The organism is Caballeronia sp. dw_276 (genome assembly GCF_018449635.1).
GTDB lineage: Bacteria > Pseudomonadota > Gammaproteobacteria > Burkholderiales > Burkholderiaceae > Caballeronia.
In genome coordinates this window covers 1-17,415 of sequence record NZ_JAAVUV010000016.1, presented here as the reverse complement: position 1 = coordinate 17,415, position 17,415 = coordinate 1, and the positions used below count along the sequence as shown (strand labels likewise).

The following is a 17,415-nucleotide window of genomic DNA, read 5'->3' as shown; positions in this document are numbered from 1 at the left end:
GCGGGCATTTCAGCTGGCGTGCGCCGCCGCGCAGGCTTAGTCAGCGTTCCCGGCATTCGCAAGAATCTCGCATTCGACCCGCAGTCCGCATCAAAAACGGCATTCCATCATTCAACCTGTGGAGCATGCATGTCCCCGAATTCCCCGTCGGCCGCCACGGGTCCAGCCCAGGTCAAGATGACCAGCGGCCTGATCGCGCTGTTCGCTTTCTGCTGCGGCGCCATAGTCGCCAATCTGTATTACGCGCAGCCGATCATCGAAATGATCGGGCCGGATATTCACTTGTCGAGCGGCGCGGCAAGCCTGATTGTCTCGCTCACGCAGATTGGCTACGCGCTCGGGTTGTTCTTTCTCGTGCCGCTCGGCGACCTTCTGGAAAACCGCAAGCTGATGATCGCGACGGCGCTCGTTTCCATCGCCAGCCTCGCGGCCGCCGCGCTCGTGCATCAGCCGCACGCATTCCTCGCCATCTCGCTTCTGGTCGGGTTCAGCTCGGTCGCGGTGCAGATCCTGATCCCGCTCGCGGCGCACCTCGCGCCGGATGAAACCCGCGGACGTGTCGTAGGCACGATCATGGGCGGCTTGCTGCTCGGCATCCTGTTGTCGCGGCCCATATCGAGTTTTGTCGCGGGGTATTTCGGATGGCGCGTGGTATTCGGTTCGGCCGCCGTCCTGATGGCGATCGTGACAGCGGTGCTCGCGTTCACCATTCCATCGCGTCAGCCCGATCACAAAGCCACCTATGTACAACTGATCCGCTCGCTCGGGACGCTCGTTGCGACCATGCCGGTCCTTCGTCATCGGGCGCTGTATCAGGGACTGATGTTCGCCACGTTCAGCTTGTTCTGGACTGCCGTGCCTGTGGAACTGATTTGCCATCATGGGTTGACGCAGAACGGCGTGGCGCTCTTTGCGCTGGTCGGTGCAATGGGCGCAACGTCGGCACCACTTGCAGGACGGCTCGCCGATGCCGGTCATTCCAGGCTTGGGACACTGATCGCGTTGATCCTCGGCGCGTTGTCGTTCATGCCAATGCTGATTCATCCCGCCTGGGGCGTGGCCGGCCTTGTAGTCACCGGGGTGGTGCTCGACTTCGCCGTGCAGATGAACATGGTCATCGGCCAGCGCGAGATCTATGCGCTTCATGCCGCGAGCCGTAATCGTCTGAACGCGCTTTACATGACGAGCATTTTCATTGGCGGCGCGTGCGGGTCGGCGGTCGCGAGCACGTTGTTCGAGCATGGTGGCTGGACCATGATTGCAAGCGTCGCCAGCGTGTTTCCGGTTCTCGCGTTATTGCATTATTGGTTTGTCGGGCGCCCGGCTACGCGGCTCGCTTGAACCGCTTCAAAGCGGCACGACCTCGTTGAACTTCGAGTAGTCGATATGCGTTTCGCCGTTCTCCACCGAGAGCAGATCGACGTATCGATACCCCATGAGGATCGCCTCGGGCGGCCAGCTGCGGCGCGCCTGCATGGGCTGCATGGTGGTTTCGTCGAGGCCTTCCACCATCAGCATCAATTCGGCGTTGGAGGCTTCGAGCGACTCGAGCGTCTGCCCGTGGAGCGGACTGTTTTCATCGATCACATGCATCAGGCTCCAGCTCAGCAGAAACGCCGGATGCTGATCGCGTATGAGCGGCAAGTCATGCACCTTGCGCGAGAAAAACCCTTCGGGCGTGGTCTCTGAACGTATCACGCGCATCCGGGCCTTCGCTTCGACAATAACGTTCTGCCGCGCGTTCGCGGCGCGCACCATCAGCGTCAGACGGCCATCGATAGGACGAACCACAGCATTGTTCGCAAATAGAATGCGCGCGCGAGGCCGCGAGAACCGCGCGAAGATCATGCCGGTCGTGAGCGCAATGCCCGACATGCCGACAAAGATCTCGCTTGTTGCAATCGCGTGACCGTAGAGGGTCGCGGGATGCATGTCGCCGTAGCCGACCGTCGCAAGCGTTTCGACACTGAAGAAGAACGCGCCGAGCAAACCGGCGGGCGCCTGGTTTGCAATCGCGTGTTCGCCCATCTGGAACAAAAGCGCGAACCCCAGGTTGAGCAGAAGGAACAATAGCGCGACAACGGCGAAAAAGACCGGCCACCGGGCAGTCAGCGCGATGTGATAGATGTCATGCCAGAAGTAAGTCTTGAGACCGTGCGTAGTCACGTGATGCCGGTCATCGAGAATGATGCGCCGATGCGGCGGCGCCGCATGAGGTTCTGCCGGCTCGCGGCGCGCTGACTGTGGTGTTTCGTGTGGCATGTTGGGTCGTTCTCGTAGGGACGGCCGAACATTTTGTGGCTGGCCGCCGAAAGGCGCCATATTAATCGCGAAGTTGTACTCAGGACACATCAATCCGTCTGATGATTGATATCGCGCGTTGAACGAATCGTGGCGTGGGAAAGACTGAAGTTCATTCGAACCCGGTTGCCGTTTATTTGCCGGGGTCCAAGGACCGGATCGGAAAAACGAACATGGCGGCGGCCAGACCCAGCAATCCGCCAAGGAGCGTTTCCCAGCCGCGGGCGGCAAGCAAGGGAATCGAGTGCACGCCACTTGCTGCAAGCGTGACGATCAACGTGAAAGCAAACGCCGCGCAGGCGATGTCGTAGCGCTCGGGCAATGCCATTGCGTAAATGACCATCGCGAACGCGGCCGCAGCCCAGATCAACAAAGGCGCATGCTCTGCAACCGGCAGACAGGCAAGGCCTAATGGAACGCCGATCAGCGTACCGGCAATTCGCCGGCGCACACGCTCTATGGTGCCGGTCGCCGAGGCTGCGACGACATAAGTGCACGCGGTAATTGCCCATGCGGACTCGGCCATGCCAATCAGGCCGTTCAACACAACGATGACCAGTGCGCCAAGGGACGCCTGCAGACCCATGAAAAACTCGGGCGACCACTTCCTGCGCGAGGATTCCGGGCTGCCTGCCAGAGCCGCCGTCAAGACCGGGCGCTCGGCAGGCCCGCTCAGCATTCGCGGCACGACGGACGCCAGCGCCGCGATGAGTGCCGCGATCCCGATAGCGCGCAAATCATTCGCCGTCAAACGGGCGCCATATGCGAGCAACTGGCCAATATAGATTTGCGATCCGACGCCGGCGCCTAAAATGCCGAACTGTTTGAGATATCCGACCAGAAACGCGCCAGTGACGAGGATCAACTCCGGTGCCGCCCTGCCGGCGACTCGCAGTGGCTCGGCGAAAACCGCAAACACAGCAGCGCCCAACGCGGCGGAAAGGCATAACAACACGAGGTCGCGGCTCGACTCCGGCCGCGTCGTTTTTCCTTCGGATACGCTCGCCCAGAGTGCGAAGCTTCCAGCGAGATAACCCAGAGGGATGCTGCTGGAAACAACATGCGCAATATCCTGCAACGTCCCGAGCGCGACCGCGATGCCATACGCGGTCACCAGTCGCAATCCCTTCACCCGGCGATGTGTGCCCGGGTCGACGCGCGCAAGGAAACGGCCAATCGTTGAGATTGGCCGCAGGGCGCCCCAAAGACATTTGGCGCCTTGACCCGGCGATCGTTGCGGGTTGTCATGCATGGGGTTGTCCGTGAAATTTCTTCTGAAACGAACTAGCGGAAACTCACAGATCCATTCCGCATATAGAGCCGCCTAATAAAGCGTTGTAGACGGTTTTATCCCAGGTCGCTGAAAAAATTTTCGCCACGGACGGCGGCGGACACTACCAAAGAAGTAAGCCCGTAGTGACCCGCGCCACGAAACCCTAGAACGCGTGCTTCATGCCCAAGATGCATTGATAACGCCATACAGCGTTACGGTGCTTTGTGCATGCGCTGAAACCACATAACCAGCGGATAGGGCAACCGCCAGAAAAGACGTGTTAAGGGACTTCTTCATATCAACATCGCTCTGGTATTACGGCGCTGACAGCGCTCTAAAAACGGATTCTGTTTGATGGAAAAGAGGCAGGTCGTGCGTTCAGGCCATGATCGCAAGCTGGCGGGAACACGCGTCGAGCGCGATGCGCAGTTGCTGTTTGAGCGCGGCCGACGCTTCAATGACCGGCAAGCGGGTTTCACTTTGGATCAAGCCTTCGAGGGCGAGCGCCGCCTTCACGCCGGATGGATTCGGTGCGCCGAACAGGAGCTTGATGACGGGCTTGAGCGCGTCGAAGAACACGGCGGCATCGTCCAATCTCGCCGTTAAAACCCGTTCGTGGATCTCGGCCAGGACATCGGCGAAAAGATGGGCGCTCGTCAAAATGCCACCGGATCCACCCGCCTTCAGGCAGTCGAGATACGCGTCGTCGTTGCCGCAGAGAACGCTGATCGGAAGCTGGCAAAGCCGCTCGAAAGTCGCCGGCACGCAAGCCTTGATCGCCACAATATTGGCGCGCTCCACGAGGCGTTCGACCGTATTGGTTTCAATGGCCACACCCGTTCGATGCGGCACGTCGTACAGGATGACAGGGCGTTCCGTGGCGCGCGAGACTTCATCGAAGTGCCAGCGAATGCCGTTTTGATCGGGACAGATATAAGCCGGCGCGGACACCAGATATCCACCGATATCCCAGCGGTCCAGCTCGCGGATTTCCTGCACCATGTCACGTGTATTCATGCCGCCGATACCGACCACTACCGTCAGGCGCGTGCCGACCACCTCGAACAGTGAACGCAGCACCTTGAGCCGTTCGTAGTGATCGAGCAGCGCCGCTTCGCCGGTCGTTCCAAGCGCAACAAACCCGCTGATCTCCTGGCTCAGGTAACGCTCCGCGAGACGCTGGAGCGCATCAGTATCGACTTGTCCGTCCTTAAAGGGCGTGACGATAGGCAACCATATTCCGGACACCACGTTCAGCTCCGCATTCTTTTGATTGGATCAAACGAAGCGTATCGGATCGCGTGTAAACGGCGTGTCAAAAAACGGCAGGATCGCGTATAGAACGCGGGTGCGCGATCAGCGCGGTGGCAGCGGCAATGCCAACAGTTTGCTGGTCATCTCGTCGGATAAACGCAGGGCCGACATGGGGCCGCCGAAGCCCCAGATGTTCGGCTCGACCAGCGACACACGCCCTACCCGCTTTGCAGGAACGAAGCGCCAGACGGGAGATGTCAGTTGGGTATCGATGGGGACGTCCGCGGTCGACGCGGTCACGAACAATACAGCGAGATCGGGCTTCTTGAGCAGATCGGCCGACGTTACATAGATGGTGCCCTCGCGCGTAGGCTCGGATGGCCATAGCGATAAACCCAGCGCCCGCGCCACGCCCGCGGCCGTGCTGTTGCCCGTATATGCCCAATAACGATCCGGCAAGCCGAGTTCCTGCAGTAGCGCAACGTGCTCGCCGCTGCGGCCTGCACGCGCCAGACGTTGCGCATTACGAGCAAGGCCGGCATCGAGTTTTGCTTCTACGGCTTGCGTCTTTGCCTCGCGCCCGGTCAGGCAGCCTATCGTGCGAAAAATCGTGCGGGTCCAGTCGAGTTGCGTCTGCGGCTCGCCACCACGTTGCTGCATGTCCGGGCTGAACTGGAACAACACCGTGGGCGCGATCCGGTCCAGCGCCGCGAAAATCGGCGCATGCCGATACCCCACACCAATGATCAGATCTGGACGCACCGATGCAATCGCTTCGAGGCTCGGCTCCTGCCGCGTGCCGACTTCCGGCACGCCATCGAAACGCTTGCTTTCGTAACCGATCCAGCCGGCGTAATAGGCGTTATCGACGAGACCGACGGGCGTTATGTCGAGCGCAGCCAGATCTTCCGCGAACATGAATTCGAGGACGACAACGCGCTTCGGCTTTTCCGGCATTGTCTTGCTGAATTGCGAAACCGTCTGGTTGTCCGCAAGCGGTCCGCACACAGGCGCGCCCGGCTCCGCCGCCAATGCCAACGACGTCATGACCACGCAAACGAGCCCCAGAAACAGTCTCTTCACGCGATAGCCTCCTGCAGCGCGAGCGCTTCGTCGGGCATCGTCAGCAACAAGGGACAGCTCGAACAGAGTTGCGTCTCTCCGGGAATTTCGTAACGCACACAGCACACGCGGCGTGCGCGAAACGGGTTGGGCAGCAGCACCGAGCGCGGCTTCATCTGGCGAATGGGCGTGCGCAGCGGATTAGGTTCTCCATTCGCGCTTGACGTCGATCCGAAGAGCCATGCAGCATCGCCATGATCGTCTGCTTCGCCCGGCAGCAATGCGCATTGCTCCATCAGATAGTCGAGCAGATTGCCAACGTTGCTCCACAAGACGCGCGGTGCGATGCGCGTCATTGCAGCAAGCATTGCGATTACCGCGTCGAGATGTTCGAGCAGGCCGGCGTAGTTGAGCGCGGTGTTGTCAGTGCGAGGCTTGAGTGCATCGGCGGTGAAATGCAAAGCGACTGGCATGCCTTCGCGCAGGACCAGCCGCGTTCGCGCCGGCGACATGTCGAGCGGACGTCGGAGCAAACGCGCCGCGAGAATTCCGGCTGGCGCTGCGAGCCCGAAATAATACTTGCTCCATTGCGATAACAGCGCACGCGCTTGAAGCTCGGCATCGCCGCCATAGTGACGGACCATGGCATCGAGCAACGTGTTCCGATGCGCCCCTAAAGACGACAGCAGGATGCTGACGTCGTTCGTTTCCAAAGCATGATCGGGCGCACCGAGCCACACGTTCTGCAGATACGGCGCGATCGATGCCGGAGCGAACGCAGCAAGACATTGCGAAGCGCTTGATGCCAAGTCCTGGCTCATCGGCCGCTCCGCTTTTCGCGCCTTGCCTGCATCACGAGAAGCGCAAGCAAATAAGGCGCTCCAATCAACGCCGTTAGCACGCCGGCCGGAATCTCCCGCGGCGCGAGCAACGTGCGTGCGGCGATATCCGCCGCGGCGAGCACCATGGCGCCGATCGCAGCCGCGAGCCAAAGCCGCGTCCGATGTGCCCGTGCGCCCAGCATGTTCGCCAGATGCGGCGCCATCAATCCGATAAACCCCACGGGCCCCACCGCCGCGACCGCTGCGCACGCAGCCAGCGTGGCGACGGTGAGCACGAGCGGCCTCAGCACGCTGATCGGCACGCCGAGCGCGACCGCCTGATCATCGCCGAGTGCAAGCAAATCGAGCGGCCGCGCAAGCAGCGCGAGTACCGGCACCGCGAGCACGCACCATGGCAGCAGCGTCGCGACTTCGCCCCAACTGCGCCCGTATGTCCCGCCGACCAGCCATACCACGAAGCGCGCGGGCTGCACGCTTTGCTGCGTGATCAGCCACTGCGACAACGTGGTCCACAACGTACCGATGACAATCCCGGTCAACGCCACCGCGAGCGGCGCGTAATGATGCCGCCGGTTGAGCAACAAGGTAAGCAGGAGTGTCACGCCGCCGCCGATCAACGCGGCGCCCGAAAGAATTGCATGGCCGGCGAGCGGCCAGATCATCAGCGCGACCAGCGTCGTCAGCCCGGCTCCCTGCGTCACGCCGAGCACTTCGGGACCGGCCAGCGTATTCCTCACGATGCTTTGCATCAACACGCCGCTCGATGCCAGGAGCGCGCCCGCGAGCAATGCGCAAAGGAGTCGCGGCAGGCGCAGATCGAGCAGCATGCGTGCAATATCGTCACGATGTTCGAGCACACCCAGCCAGCGCTCGGGACCGAGCCACGTCGGGCCAAAAGATGCACCAATCGTCAATATCACCACGCCAGTTGCGAGCAAGATCGCTGCGACGGCGGGCCACGGCAAAACGCTCATCGCGCGGACAAAACGCGTACTGCGAGCTTCCACAGAACGCTCCTGGCCTGCATGCAGGACACCAGCCCACGCGGTGCCGCTGCGGATCATCGCGAGCATCAGCGGCGTGCCGACAAACGCGATGGCGACACCAGTCGAAAGCGTTGAATCGAGATCGAGGGAGAGCACGGCGGTATCGGTGACGAGCACGAGTGCGCCGCCCACGAGCGCGGACAGCGGCACGAGCGCGCCGAGCTTCGACGCCTTCGCTCCGCGAATCTGCCGCAGCACATTCGGCGCGATCAATCCGACGTAAGACAGCGGACCCGCAATGGACACGGCGACACTCGCAAAACCAACCGCGACGACGAGCGCCGCGAGCCGCGTGGCATCGATACGAACGCCGACGGCAGCGGCTGCATCGTCGCCCAGAGACAGCGGGTTAAGCGGACGCATGACAAACGGCAGCGCGACGAGCGGCACGACGAGCCACGCAAGCGCGGACTTCAACCCTGCCGCGCCCGGCTGATACAAGCTGCCGCTCGCCCAAAGCGACGCACCCACCACGGTTTGCTCGAAAAACGCCAGCAAAAGTGTCGATACCGCCGAGAACAGCAGCATGCAAACGCTGCCTGCCAGCACGAGCCTGAGCGGCGTCGCGCGCCATCCGCCCGCTGCCGCCGCAACGCACGCGGCCGCCGCGAGACCGCAGACAAACAGCAAGGGCACGGACGCCGCGCCGAATATGGACGGCAGGATCATCGCGGCGAGCAAGCCGAGTTGCGCGCCGCCCGTGATGCCGAGAAGATCAGGCGATGCCAGCGGATTGCGCGTCAGCGCCTGGAAGAGCGAGCCTGCAACTGCCAGACAGCCGCCCGCGACGAGCGCCGCCGCAATGCGCGGCGCGTTCAGATCGAAAAGGAACACACCGGCGAGTTGCGCGGCGTCGCTGCCGGGCGCGGCAGCGAGCCACGCATTTACATCGGGCGCAAGACGCAAGAGCGCGACCGCGACGATCAAAAACACGAGCAAGGTGATCAGCAAACCGACGCGGCTTTTGACGGGCGCTCGCCAGCGCTCGGAAGATGAGGCAAGCGTCGTCATGCCACCAGATCCCTAGCCACGTTGCCTGAGAATTCCGCCTCATAAGCCGGCACACACATCGGTGCGCCTGTTTGCGGATGCGCGATCTTCAGCATCCGTACGCCGAACGTATCGTTGAGATGTTGCGGATCGAGCATGGCATCTGGCGCGCCCTGGGCGACGATCCGGCCCGCGCGCATCAACACGATTTCATCGCTGAACGCGGCGGCCTGATTGAGGTCGTGAAGCACCCATACGATGGTCAGTCCGCGCTCGCGGTTCAAGCGCCGCAATTCGCGCAGGATATCAAGTTGATGATGGATGTCGAGATAGGTGGTGGGCTCGTCGAGCAAGACTATAGGCGCCTGTTGCGCGAGCGCCATCGCAATCCAGACACGCTGGCGTTCGCCTCCCGAAAGCGCGGCGACATCGCGTGATGAATCGGCGGCGAGACCGCTTGCTTCGAGCGCTTCATCGATAGCCGCGTGATCCGCACGCGTCAGTCCACGCAGCCAACCGCCATATGCGTATCGCCCGTATGCGACCAGTTCGCGCACGGTCAGCCCGGCCGGAATCTGGTTGAACTGCGCGAGCATGGTCAGTGTCCGGGCAAGCTCGCGCCGCCGCAATGTACCAATTGGTACACCGTTCACTTCGACATGTCCGTCGAGCGCGGGCTGCAATCCCGCAAGCGTTCGGAGCAACGTGCTTTTTCCGCAACCGTTCGGGCCGCAAAGTGCGGTGACCCGCCCCGCTTCAATACTGACGTCAAGCCGATCAAGCACTACATGTTCCCCGTATCCGACCGTCAGCGAGCGCGCGGCCAAAGCGGGTCCTGCGGGTAATGTCATCGTGCGTCCGTCCGCTCGCTGTAACTCTGCGCCATCGCGACCACGACTTTGCGCGGCCCTTCGAACGGATCGCGTGCGTGCGCGGTCAGCATGTTGTCGAGCATCAGCACGTCGCCTGTCATCCATGGAAACACGATGCGCTGCTCGTCCAGCACGCCGCGGATTTCCGCAAGCGCTTCGGCTTCGATGGGTTCACCGTCGCCGTAATAGACGTTGCGCGGCACGTTCTCCAGGCCGACGGCGTCGACGAGTGCTTCCTGCATGTCTTCATCGAGCGCCGAGAGATGAAAGAGGTTCGCCTGGTTGAACCACACCATGTCGCCGGTGCGCGGATGGCGCGCGACTGCCTGACAGCGTTCACGGGTACGCAAGAGCAGTTCGTCGTCGTCACCATCGCGCCATTCGTAGTCGATTCCGCGCGCCGCGCAAATCTGTTCCACTACCGCGGGGTTATCGGAGCCGAATGCGTTTTGCCAGGGAAGATCGAGCCCTTGCCCAAAGTTGCGCACGTAAAGCAGCTCACGTTTGGCAAACCGTTCGACCAGCGCGGGATCGAGCGCACGGTAAATCGCGCGGCTATCCGCTATCGGCGTCGCGCCGCCCGATCGTGCCGCGAGCGCGCAATGGAACCAGATGCGCAGCGGCCATTCGCGCGTGTACGACTGCTCGTTGTGCAGCGGTATGGAGCGATGCGGCGGATATTCCGTCGATGTGTACACGGCGCCTTCTACCTGGCTGCGCGGCGTGGATGCAAACTCATAGCCGATAAGCGGATCTCCGCACGACGCGGCGAAGCGCTGGAATACCTCTATGGATGCAACCTCGAAGCCCGTAAAGCGCAACGCGCCGCACCGTTCGAGCGTACTGTCGATGATCGTGCGCAGCGGCACGACGGCTTCTTCAAGCGAAATGCTGACGCCGGATTTAGGCGACACCACGGTCGGCAATCCTGGTTCGATGCTCAGATCGTCCAGCGTCGGAAGTGCCTCTGGGAGCGAGTTCATGCGAATTTCTCCTGCCGCAAATAGCATGGCCCGGGCTACACACAACGCGCCGGGCATGCATGTTCAGGACGCGGCGCCATCCATATGACGGCGCAGGCTGGCGGGACGCATGTCGGTCCAGACGGTTTCGATGTGAGCGAGACACGTATCCTTGGAACCCGTCACACCGACGGCACGCCAGCCTGCAGGGACCGCGCGAAAGGTCGGCCAGAGTGAATACTGCTCTTCGTCGTTGATGACAACCGTGTATTCGAGTTCGGTCGCTTCGCGTGCGAAAGCGGTCGGGGTGTGTTGGGCTTGCGTCATGATCGGCGGCCTGGTCAGAAAAACTGGAAAGGTCGGCGGCCGCAAACCTTAAGCTCACGGCGCCATCTGTATTGAATAGACGCTTCGCGAATCCGAATTTTTACCGGCGACGCGCGCAACCGTCGAAATAACGCGGATGAGCGTCGCCGCGATTGCAGGCATCGAGGCTATCGGCACAATGCTTCTCGGCGTCGCGCACCATGAAATGAACCAGCGTTTGCGAAACGTTGAGCGCGCTCGCCGTGCTTTTCAGCGTCTCTTCGCGCAGTCGAACCATCTCGAAGGCCACGCGGCTTCGGGTGGGCAATTGTTCGAGCGCGGCCAGGACCTGACGCAGCGTATCGCGGGTCTCGGCCATGACTTCGGGCGTGCATTGCGGGGATGGCACGTCGAGGCCATCGTCTTCATCGGCGTGATAGGTGTTTTCGAGCGTCTGCGAACGGCATGCATCTATCGATGCGTTGCGCACCATCCGCGCTACGTACGCAGCCGGCTGGCGCACGGCGTCCTGATTCGGAAAGTCGATGAGCTTGATGAAGACATCGTGGACCACGTCTTCCGCCCGGCTGCCGCAGCCGACAAAACTGCGCGCCATGTTCACCAGCATCGGCCGGTTGGAGATGGCGACGTCGAGCAACGTGCGATCGCGTTGCGTGGTCGTTTGAACGACTGGTTGGGCGTCCGGTACGGGCCGCCATCCGGTCTCGGAGGTGAAAAGCGAAGGAGGTGTTAGCGGTATGGCGGGCGATTGTGTCGGCCGATCGAGCACTTCCGTCATAAAGATGCCCCTCATTTCTAGGTTGGGCCTCAATATAACCTAAACGAGAAGCATTCTCAAATACACCTTACATTTAAGGTCTTTCTTGCTTTCAGTCTTAAATCTGGGTAGGACATGACGCTCTGAACCAGCCGGGCAGCGGATCAGAGCGAAGCTCGCCCCAAGCCTACGCGGCGGCGCCGACGCCCGAATTCGGGCCAGTCCGGGACCGACGGTAGCGTCCGGCCGATTCCCTTTCTTCGTCCCGACGCAGGTCGTCGATATAAGCTCGGGCAGCGGCTTCGGCGCGGTGCCGCGCGGTTGCCGGTTGCGGAAACGATGCCGCATCGAGACCTGGTACAGGCAAGCGGTAATCCATCACCGCTGCTGCCGTCCCGGCCACCACAGCACGCGCAACAAAGCTGGTTGGCGTGGTGGTATCGGTAAGATTCAGTGCGCTTTGCGCCCAAGCCGTAATCCGATATCCACGATAAATACTTTCGCTAAAGCTGAACATGGTCTTCTCTCCAGAATCCGTTTAGGGATTGCTAGAGCAGTCGGCGTGCCTAAGCGCTTACCTAAGAGCTTTTAAGGCCGTACATCAAGCGATGGCATTCACGCGCGCGCCGTAAACCTCCAAAGCGGCATCGTGCAGTGCACGCAGCACGACAGTCGCCGCCGGCGACAACAACCGCGTCTGCCGGGTGATGATCCCGAACGCATCCATGCGGCACGGCAAGTCAATGGCGAGCCGCTTCAGCGTGCCGAACTCCTCGTATTGCCGCGCGACCTCTTCCGGCATCACGGCGAGCATGTCGCTTTGCAGCAAGATGCCGGAGATCGCGACAATGTTATTCGTGTTCACCACGTTGTCCGGCGCAGCGAGACCGATCTGCGAAAACACCATATCGAACCGATGCCGCAGCACACTGCCCGGCGGATGCAGCACCCAGCCCTCGCCCACAATGTCGGCCATGGTCAGCCCACTTGCATCTGCCAGCGGATGCCCGGGACGCACGACCACGCAAAGCGGTTCCTCGGCAATAGGCTCGTAACGCACCGCGTCCTTGAACTGGCCCTGTCGTTCGAGCACCCGGCCGACCATGATGTCGAGATGGCCCTGGGCCACCAGCGGCAGCATCACATCCGATGTCTCCACCTGAAGCCAGATCTGCAACTGCGGATAGCTCGCCTTCACGCGTGCAATGGCAAGCGGCACCATCGTTGCGGCTGCGGCGGCGATCGCGCCCAGTTGCACCTGACCCACGAGCCCCGCGCGTAATGCGGCGATTTCATCGTGCGCCTGGCTCAGATTCGACAACACCATGCGCGCGTGCCGGATCATGACCTCGCCGTAGAGCGTGGGATGCATGCCATGGGGCGTGCGGTCGAAGAGCCGCACTTCCAGCACATCCTCCAGTTCCTTCAATAACCGCGATGCCGCCGGCTGCGTCATGCCCAGCACATCAGCGGCGCGGCGCACGTTGCCCTCTTCCTCCATTGCCGCAAGAAGGAGTAGTTGCCGCGTCTTGAGGCGCGTGCGCACGGATATGTTCGAGTAGTTTTGAGCCATGCAATGCGCCTGCTTCCAGATTATTACGATGGCCAATCGTAGCTGATCCTGACCGGCAGACGCCAGATTGCATACGGTTCCATCCCAAATCGTAGGAGCGCCGCAGACATACCCGATTTGATATCGGTATCGTCAAAAAACTGATTGGAAAGGAATCGGCTGCTTCCTTAAGATGCAGTCAAACTTTAGAACCTGAGACTCCGCCTTTTGCGCTCGCGACGAGCTTTCAAGGCGTAAGCGGTTATCGAAAAACCGCGATTTGCATCACGCAATCAATAAACACGCGACAACCCAATCCCGTTGTCAGCGCGAATCGATTGACCCGCAGGACCGCAAGAAGAAGCGAACGGGCTGCAAGCCTGCGCTTCGCTGCATGTCACCCACGCGTGCAGCCTTAATTCAACCAGGAGACAACACCATGAACCACAAGCTTCGTCGTCTGACCTTGTCCGCCATTGCCGCAGCCACCCTCGGCATCACGTTCGCCCCGCAAATGTCCGCTCATGCCGACGAACCGCTCAAGGTCGGGTTCCTCGTGAAGATGCCCGAACAGGCGTGGTTCATCAACGAACAAAAAGCAGCGTCCGCCCTTGGTCAGAAGGAAAAATTCTCGGTGGTGAACATCGGCACGCCCGATGGCGAAAAGGTTTTGTCGGCAATCGATAACCTCGGTGCGCAAGGCGCGCAGGGCTTCGTGATCTGCGCACCCGACGTGCGTCTCGGACCGGCCATCCAGGCCCGCGCCAAACGCTACAACATGAAGTTCGTCACGGTCGATGACCAGCTCGTCGATTCAGCCGGCAAGCCCCTGCCGAACGTGCCACACCTCGGCATGTCCGCCTTCAAGATCGGCAACCAGGTCGGCACCGCCATCTCCGATGAAATGAAAAAGCGCGGCTGGAAACCCGAGGAAGTCGGCGCGCTGCGCATCACGGATTACGAACTGCCGACCGCGAAGCAACGCACGGACGGCGCCACGCAGACGCTTCTGGCGAGCGGCTTCAAGAAAGAAAATATCTTCGATGCCCCGCAAAAAACCACCGACGACGAAGGCGGTTTCAACGCGGCATCGCCTGTCTTGTCGCAGCATCCGAACATCAAGAAATGGGTGGTCTACGCGATCAACGAAGAGACCGTGCTCGGCGCCGTGCGCGCAACCGAACAATTGCATATTCCATCGGCAGATGTGATCGGCGTGGGTATCAACGGCGCGGGTGAAGCGTTCGCCGAATTCCAGAAGAAGGAACAAACAGGCTTCTACGGGACCATCGCCGTGAGTTCGACGAACCATGGCAAGGACAGCACGCAGAACCTCGTCGACTGGATCAAGAACGGCAAGCAGCCGCCCGCCGATACACAAACCACCGGCAAGCTGATGGTCCGCAGCAACTGGCAGGACGTGCGGAAAGAACTGGGTATCTGAGCGATTGGCTACGGGCGTTGTGCATGTCATGCGTGTCATGACGCCCGCTTCAGTTTTCAACCAAGGAACGCTCAATGATGGATACCGCAGTCGCCACGGCCGCGCCTTATCTTTTACTCGATAACATCACCGTGCGTTTTCCCGGCGTGCTTGCGCTCGACTCGGTGTCGCTCGGTGTGCGCACGGGCGAAGTCCACGGGCTGATGGGCGAGAACGGCGCGGGAAAATCGACCTTGCTCAAAGTGCTTTCCGGCGTGAATTCGACAAGCGGAGGGAGCCTTTCGCTCGACGGCGTCGAGCAGCAATTCACGACCACGAAGGCCGCAATCGAAGCGGGCATCGCGATCATTTATCAGGAGCTGCATCTCGTGCCCGAGCTTACCGTGGCCGAGAACCTGATGCTTGGCGCAATGCCGAACCGCTTCGGCATGCTCGATGAAAAAGCGCTGGTCAAACGCGCGATATCCGAGCTGGATCGATTGGGTGAAAAGATCGATCCGAACATGCCCGTCAAGCACTTGTCAATCGGGCAGCGCCAGATGATCGAGATCGGCAAGGCGCTGATGCGCAACGCGCGCGTGATCGCCTTCGATGAACCCACGAGTTCGCTGTCATCGCGCGAGACGGAACAACTCTTCAAGATCATCCGCGCGCTTAAAAGCGAGGGTCGCGCGATCATCTACGTGACGCACCGCATGGACGAGGTCTATGCACTTTGCGATCGTGTGACGGTGTTTCGCGATGGCCGGCGTATCGAAACCTTTGAAGAAGTCGATGGACTCGAACGCGATCGCCTGATCAGCTGCATGGTTGGGCGCTCCATTCACGATGTGTACGGATATCGTTCGCGCGACATCGGCGACGTACAACTCGATGTGCAAGCGCTGATGGGTCCGGGGTTGGCGGAACCGGCATCGTTTAGCGTGCGCAAGGGCGAGATAGTCGGGTTCTTCGGGCTTGTGGGCGCTGGCCGGTCGGAATTGATGAAGCTGATCTACGGCGCGGTGAAACCCGTGTCGGGCCAGATCGTGCTCAAGGGATCGAAGCGCAAATTCAGGTCGCCGCGCGACGCGGTGCGCGCGGGCGTGGCGTTGTGTCCGGAAGATCGCAAGCAGGAGGGCATCGTTTCGATCGCCTCGGTTTCCGACAACATGAACATGAGTTGCCGCCGGCATTTCAGTCCGTTCAATATCCTCAACAGCCGCAAGGAATCCGCGACGACGACCGACTACATTGCGAAACTCGCCATCAAGACGCGCAACGGCAATACGCCTATCGGCACGCTTTCCGGCGGCAATCAGCAGAAGGTCATCCTGTCGCGCTGGCTTGCCGAAGAAATCGATGTGTTCCTGATGGACGAGCCTACGCGCGGTATCGATGTGGGCGCACGCAGCGAGATTTACGGCCTCTTGTATGGGCTCGCGGAAGCGGGACGCACCGTCATCGTGGTATCGAGCGATCTGGCCGAAGTGATCGGCGTGGCGGATCGCGTGATGGTGATGCGCGAAGGAAAGATCGTCGGCAACTTGCCCAAGGCGCAGGCCACACCCGATCAACTCATCAAGCTCGCCCTGCCCGGCTGATTTCACAGATAACACCGCAGCGCCCAACGCGCTGCGAACGATAGAGACATCATGCAAATAACCCCTGTCACCAATCAGTCGAATCCCGCTCAAAGCACGGGCGCGCGTGCTCGCGCCGCGCGGACCTGGGACCTCATCAACAAGTCGGGCATCGTCATGGTGTTCGTGATCCTGTTCGTGACTTTGGCCTTCACCGTGCCGGGGTTTGTGAGCTCTCGCAACATTCAAGGCCTGTTGCTGTCGGTCACTTTGATCGGTTCGATCTCCGTCACCATGATGTTCGTGCTTGCGCTCGGCGAGGTGGATTTGTCGGTGGCGTCCATCGTAGCGTTTGCGGGCGTGGTGGCGTCCACGTTGATCACGGCCACGCATAGCGTCACGTTGGGAATAGCTGGCGGCGTGCTCGCCGGCGGCGCGGTTGGACTCGTGAACGGCGTACTGATCGCGCGCTGGAAAATCAACTCGCTGATCGTCACGCTCGCGATGATGGAAGTGGTTCGCGGTTTGGCTTACATCACTTCGAACGGCGACGCGGTGATGATTTCAGAAGAGCGTTTCTTCGATCTTGGCGGCGGCTCGTTCCTCGGAATTTCGTTTCCGATCTGGTCGAATATCATCGGATTTTTGGTCTTTGGTTTCTTGCTGAAGAAGACCGTGTTTGGCAAGAATGTGCTGGCGGTGGGCGGTAATAGCGAAGCGGCATTGCTGGCGGGTTTGCCCGTCATGCGCATCAAGATCACGGTGTTTGTCCTGCAAGGGCTTGTGACAGGGTTTGCCGGGGTGATGCTGGCATCGCGGATGAGTCTTGGCGATCCCAAGACGTCGGTCGGTCTGGAGCTTGGGGTTATTTCCGCTTGCGTGCTGGGTGGGGTCTCGTTGACCGGTGGCGTGGCTACGATTTCTGGCGTGCTGGTTGGGGTGCTGATCATGGGGTCCGTGCAGGACGCAATGAGCCTTATGAATGTGCCGACGTTTTATCAGTATCTGATTCGAGGCGGCATTCTGTTGCTGGCCGTGTTGTTCGATCAGTATCGGAGGAGTAAGCGGGTCGCTTGAGGTGGACGCTGGCGCTTGGATGGGGGGCGTGGTGGCCGGGTTGCTGCTTTTTAAGGTGTCGCGCGTTTCGTTCTGGCTGATTTCTTTAGCACTT

The 17,415-nt window shown here is 60.8% G+C and carries 16 protein-coding genes; 4 read left to right on the top strand and 12 right to left on the bottom strand.

Annotated features, from left to right (window positions below; genetic code table 11):
- Positions 1-129 precede the first annotated feature (129 nt).
- Positions 130-1,341 (top strand): MFS transporter, encoded by a 1,212-nt coding sequence (locus HB633_RS27150; RefSeq protein ID WP_213781261.1) that lies wholly within the window; start codon positions 130-132, stop codon positions 1,339-1,341.
- A 6-nt stretch (positions 1,342-1,347) separates the two neighbouring features.
- On the opposite strand, the gene HB633_RS27145 is transcribed toward HB633_RS27150, so the two are convergent.
- The 12 genes from HB633_RS27145 to HB633_RS27090 all read right to left on the bottom strand — a co-directional run bounded on the left by HB633_RS27145 (position 1,348) and on the right by HB633_RS27090 (position 13,259).
- A complete protein-coding gene (locus HB633_RS27145) occupies positions 1,348-2,262 on the bottom strand; it encodes an ion channel (protein WP_213781260.1) in 915 nt (304 codons plus the stop codon).
- Positions 2,263-2,434: 172 nt separating this feature from the next.
- Complete coding sequence (locus tag HB633_RS27140; RefSeq protein ID WP_213781259.1) at positions 2,435-3,553, bottom strand: FUSC family protein; 1,119 nt, start codon at positions 3,551-3,553, stop codon at positions 2,435-2,437.
- A gap of 399 nt (positions 3,554-3,952) precedes the next feature.
- Positions 3,953-4,822 (bottom strand): 4-hydroxy-tetrahydrodipicolinate synthase, encoded by an 870-nt coding sequence (dapA, locus tag HB633_RS27135; RefSeq protein ID WP_346730373.1) that lies wholly within the window; start codon positions 4,820-4,822, stop codon positions 3,953-3,955.
- A gap of 108 nt (positions 4,823-4,930) precedes the next feature.
- Positions 4,931-5,896, bottom strand: coding sequence for an iron-siderophore ABC transporter substrate-binding protein (locus tag HB633_RS27130; RefSeq protein ID WP_346730380.1), 966 nt, complete (start codon positions 5,894-5,896; stop codon positions 4,931-4,933).
- A gap of 11 nt (positions 5,897-5,907) precedes the next feature.
- A complete protein-coding gene (fhuF, locus tag HB633_RS27125; RefSeq protein ID WP_213781257.1) occupies positions 5,908-6,711 on the bottom strand; it encodes a siderophore-iron reductase FhuF in 804 nt (267 codons plus the stop codon).
- Positions 6,708-8,789, bottom strand: a complete 2,082-nt coding sequence (gene fhuB / locus HB633_RS27120; protein ID WP_213781256.1) for a Fe(3+)-hydroxamate ABC transporter permease FhuB — start codon at positions 8,787-8,789, stop codon at positions 6,708-6,710. Before fhuB ends, fhuF begins: the two co-directional genes overlap by 4 nt.
- Positions 8,786-9,619 (bottom strand): ABC transporter ATP-binding protein, encoded by an 834-nt coding sequence (locus tag HB633_RS27115; RefSeq protein WP_213781255.1) that lies wholly within the window; start codon positions 9,617-9,619, stop codon positions 8,786-8,788. The genes fhuB and HB633_RS27115 overlap by 4 nt, the downstream gene beginning before the upstream one ends.
- Positions 9,616-10,623 (bottom strand): TauD/TfdA family dioxygenase, encoded by a 1,008-nt coding sequence (locus HB633_RS27110; protein WP_213781254.1) that lies wholly within the window; start codon positions 10,621-10,623, stop codon positions 9,616-9,618. The genes HB633_RS27115 and HB633_RS27110 overlap by 4 nt, the downstream gene beginning before the upstream one ends.
- A gap of 63 nt (positions 10,624-10,686) precedes the next feature.
- Positions 10,687-10,929 carry an MbtH family NRPS accessory protein gene (locus HB633_RS27105; protein WP_213781253.1) on the bottom strand — a complete coding sequence of 81 codons (243 nt, stop codon included), beginning with the start codon at positions 10,927-10,929 and terminating at the stop codon, positions 10,687-10,689.
- Between the two features lie 100 nt (positions 10,930-11,029).
- On the bottom strand, positions 11,030-11,707 hold the full coding sequence (locus HB633_RS27100; protein WP_213781252.1) for an RNA polymerase factor sigma-70: 678 nt from the start codon (positions 11,705-11,707) through the stop codon (positions 11,030-11,032).
- Between the two features lie 166 nt (positions 11,708-11,873).
- Positions 11,874-12,203: a hypothetical protein gene (locus HB633_RS27095; protein ID WP_213781251.1), complete on the bottom strand. Its 330-nt coding sequence runs from the start codon at positions 12,201-12,203 to the stop codon at positions 11,874-11,876.
- 84 nt (positions 12,204-12,287) lie between these two features.
- Positions 12,288-13,259, bottom strand: a complete 972-nt coding sequence (locus HB633_RS27090; protein WP_213781250.1) for a LysR substrate-binding domain-containing protein — start codon at positions 13,257-13,259, stop codon at positions 12,288-12,290.
- Between the two features lie 418 nt (positions 13,260-13,677).
- On the opposite strand from HB633_RS27090, the gene HB633_RS27085 reads away from it, so the two are divergent.
- From HB633_RS27085 to araH, 3 genes are all read left to right on the top strand, one after another.
- Complete coding sequence (locus tag HB633_RS27085) at positions 13,678-14,682, top strand: arabinose ABC transporter substrate-binding protein (RefSeq protein WP_213781249.1); 1,005 nt, start codon at positions 13,678-13,680, stop codon at positions 14,680-14,682.
- A gap of 74 nt (positions 14,683-14,756) precedes the next feature.
- Complete coding sequence (araG, locus tag HB633_RS27080; RefSeq protein ID WP_213781248.1) at positions 14,757-16,265, top strand: L-arabinose ABC transporter ATP-binding protein AraG; 1,509 nt, start codon at positions 14,757-14,759, stop codon at positions 16,263-16,265.
- Between the two features lie 51 nt (positions 16,266-16,316).
- Positions 16,317-17,321, top strand: a complete 1,005-nt coding sequence (gene araH / locus HB633_RS27075; RefSeq protein WP_213781247.1) for an L-arabinose ABC transporter permease AraH — start codon at positions 16,317-16,319, stop codon at positions 17,319-17,321.
- Positions 17,322-17,415 lie beyond the last annotated feature (94 nt).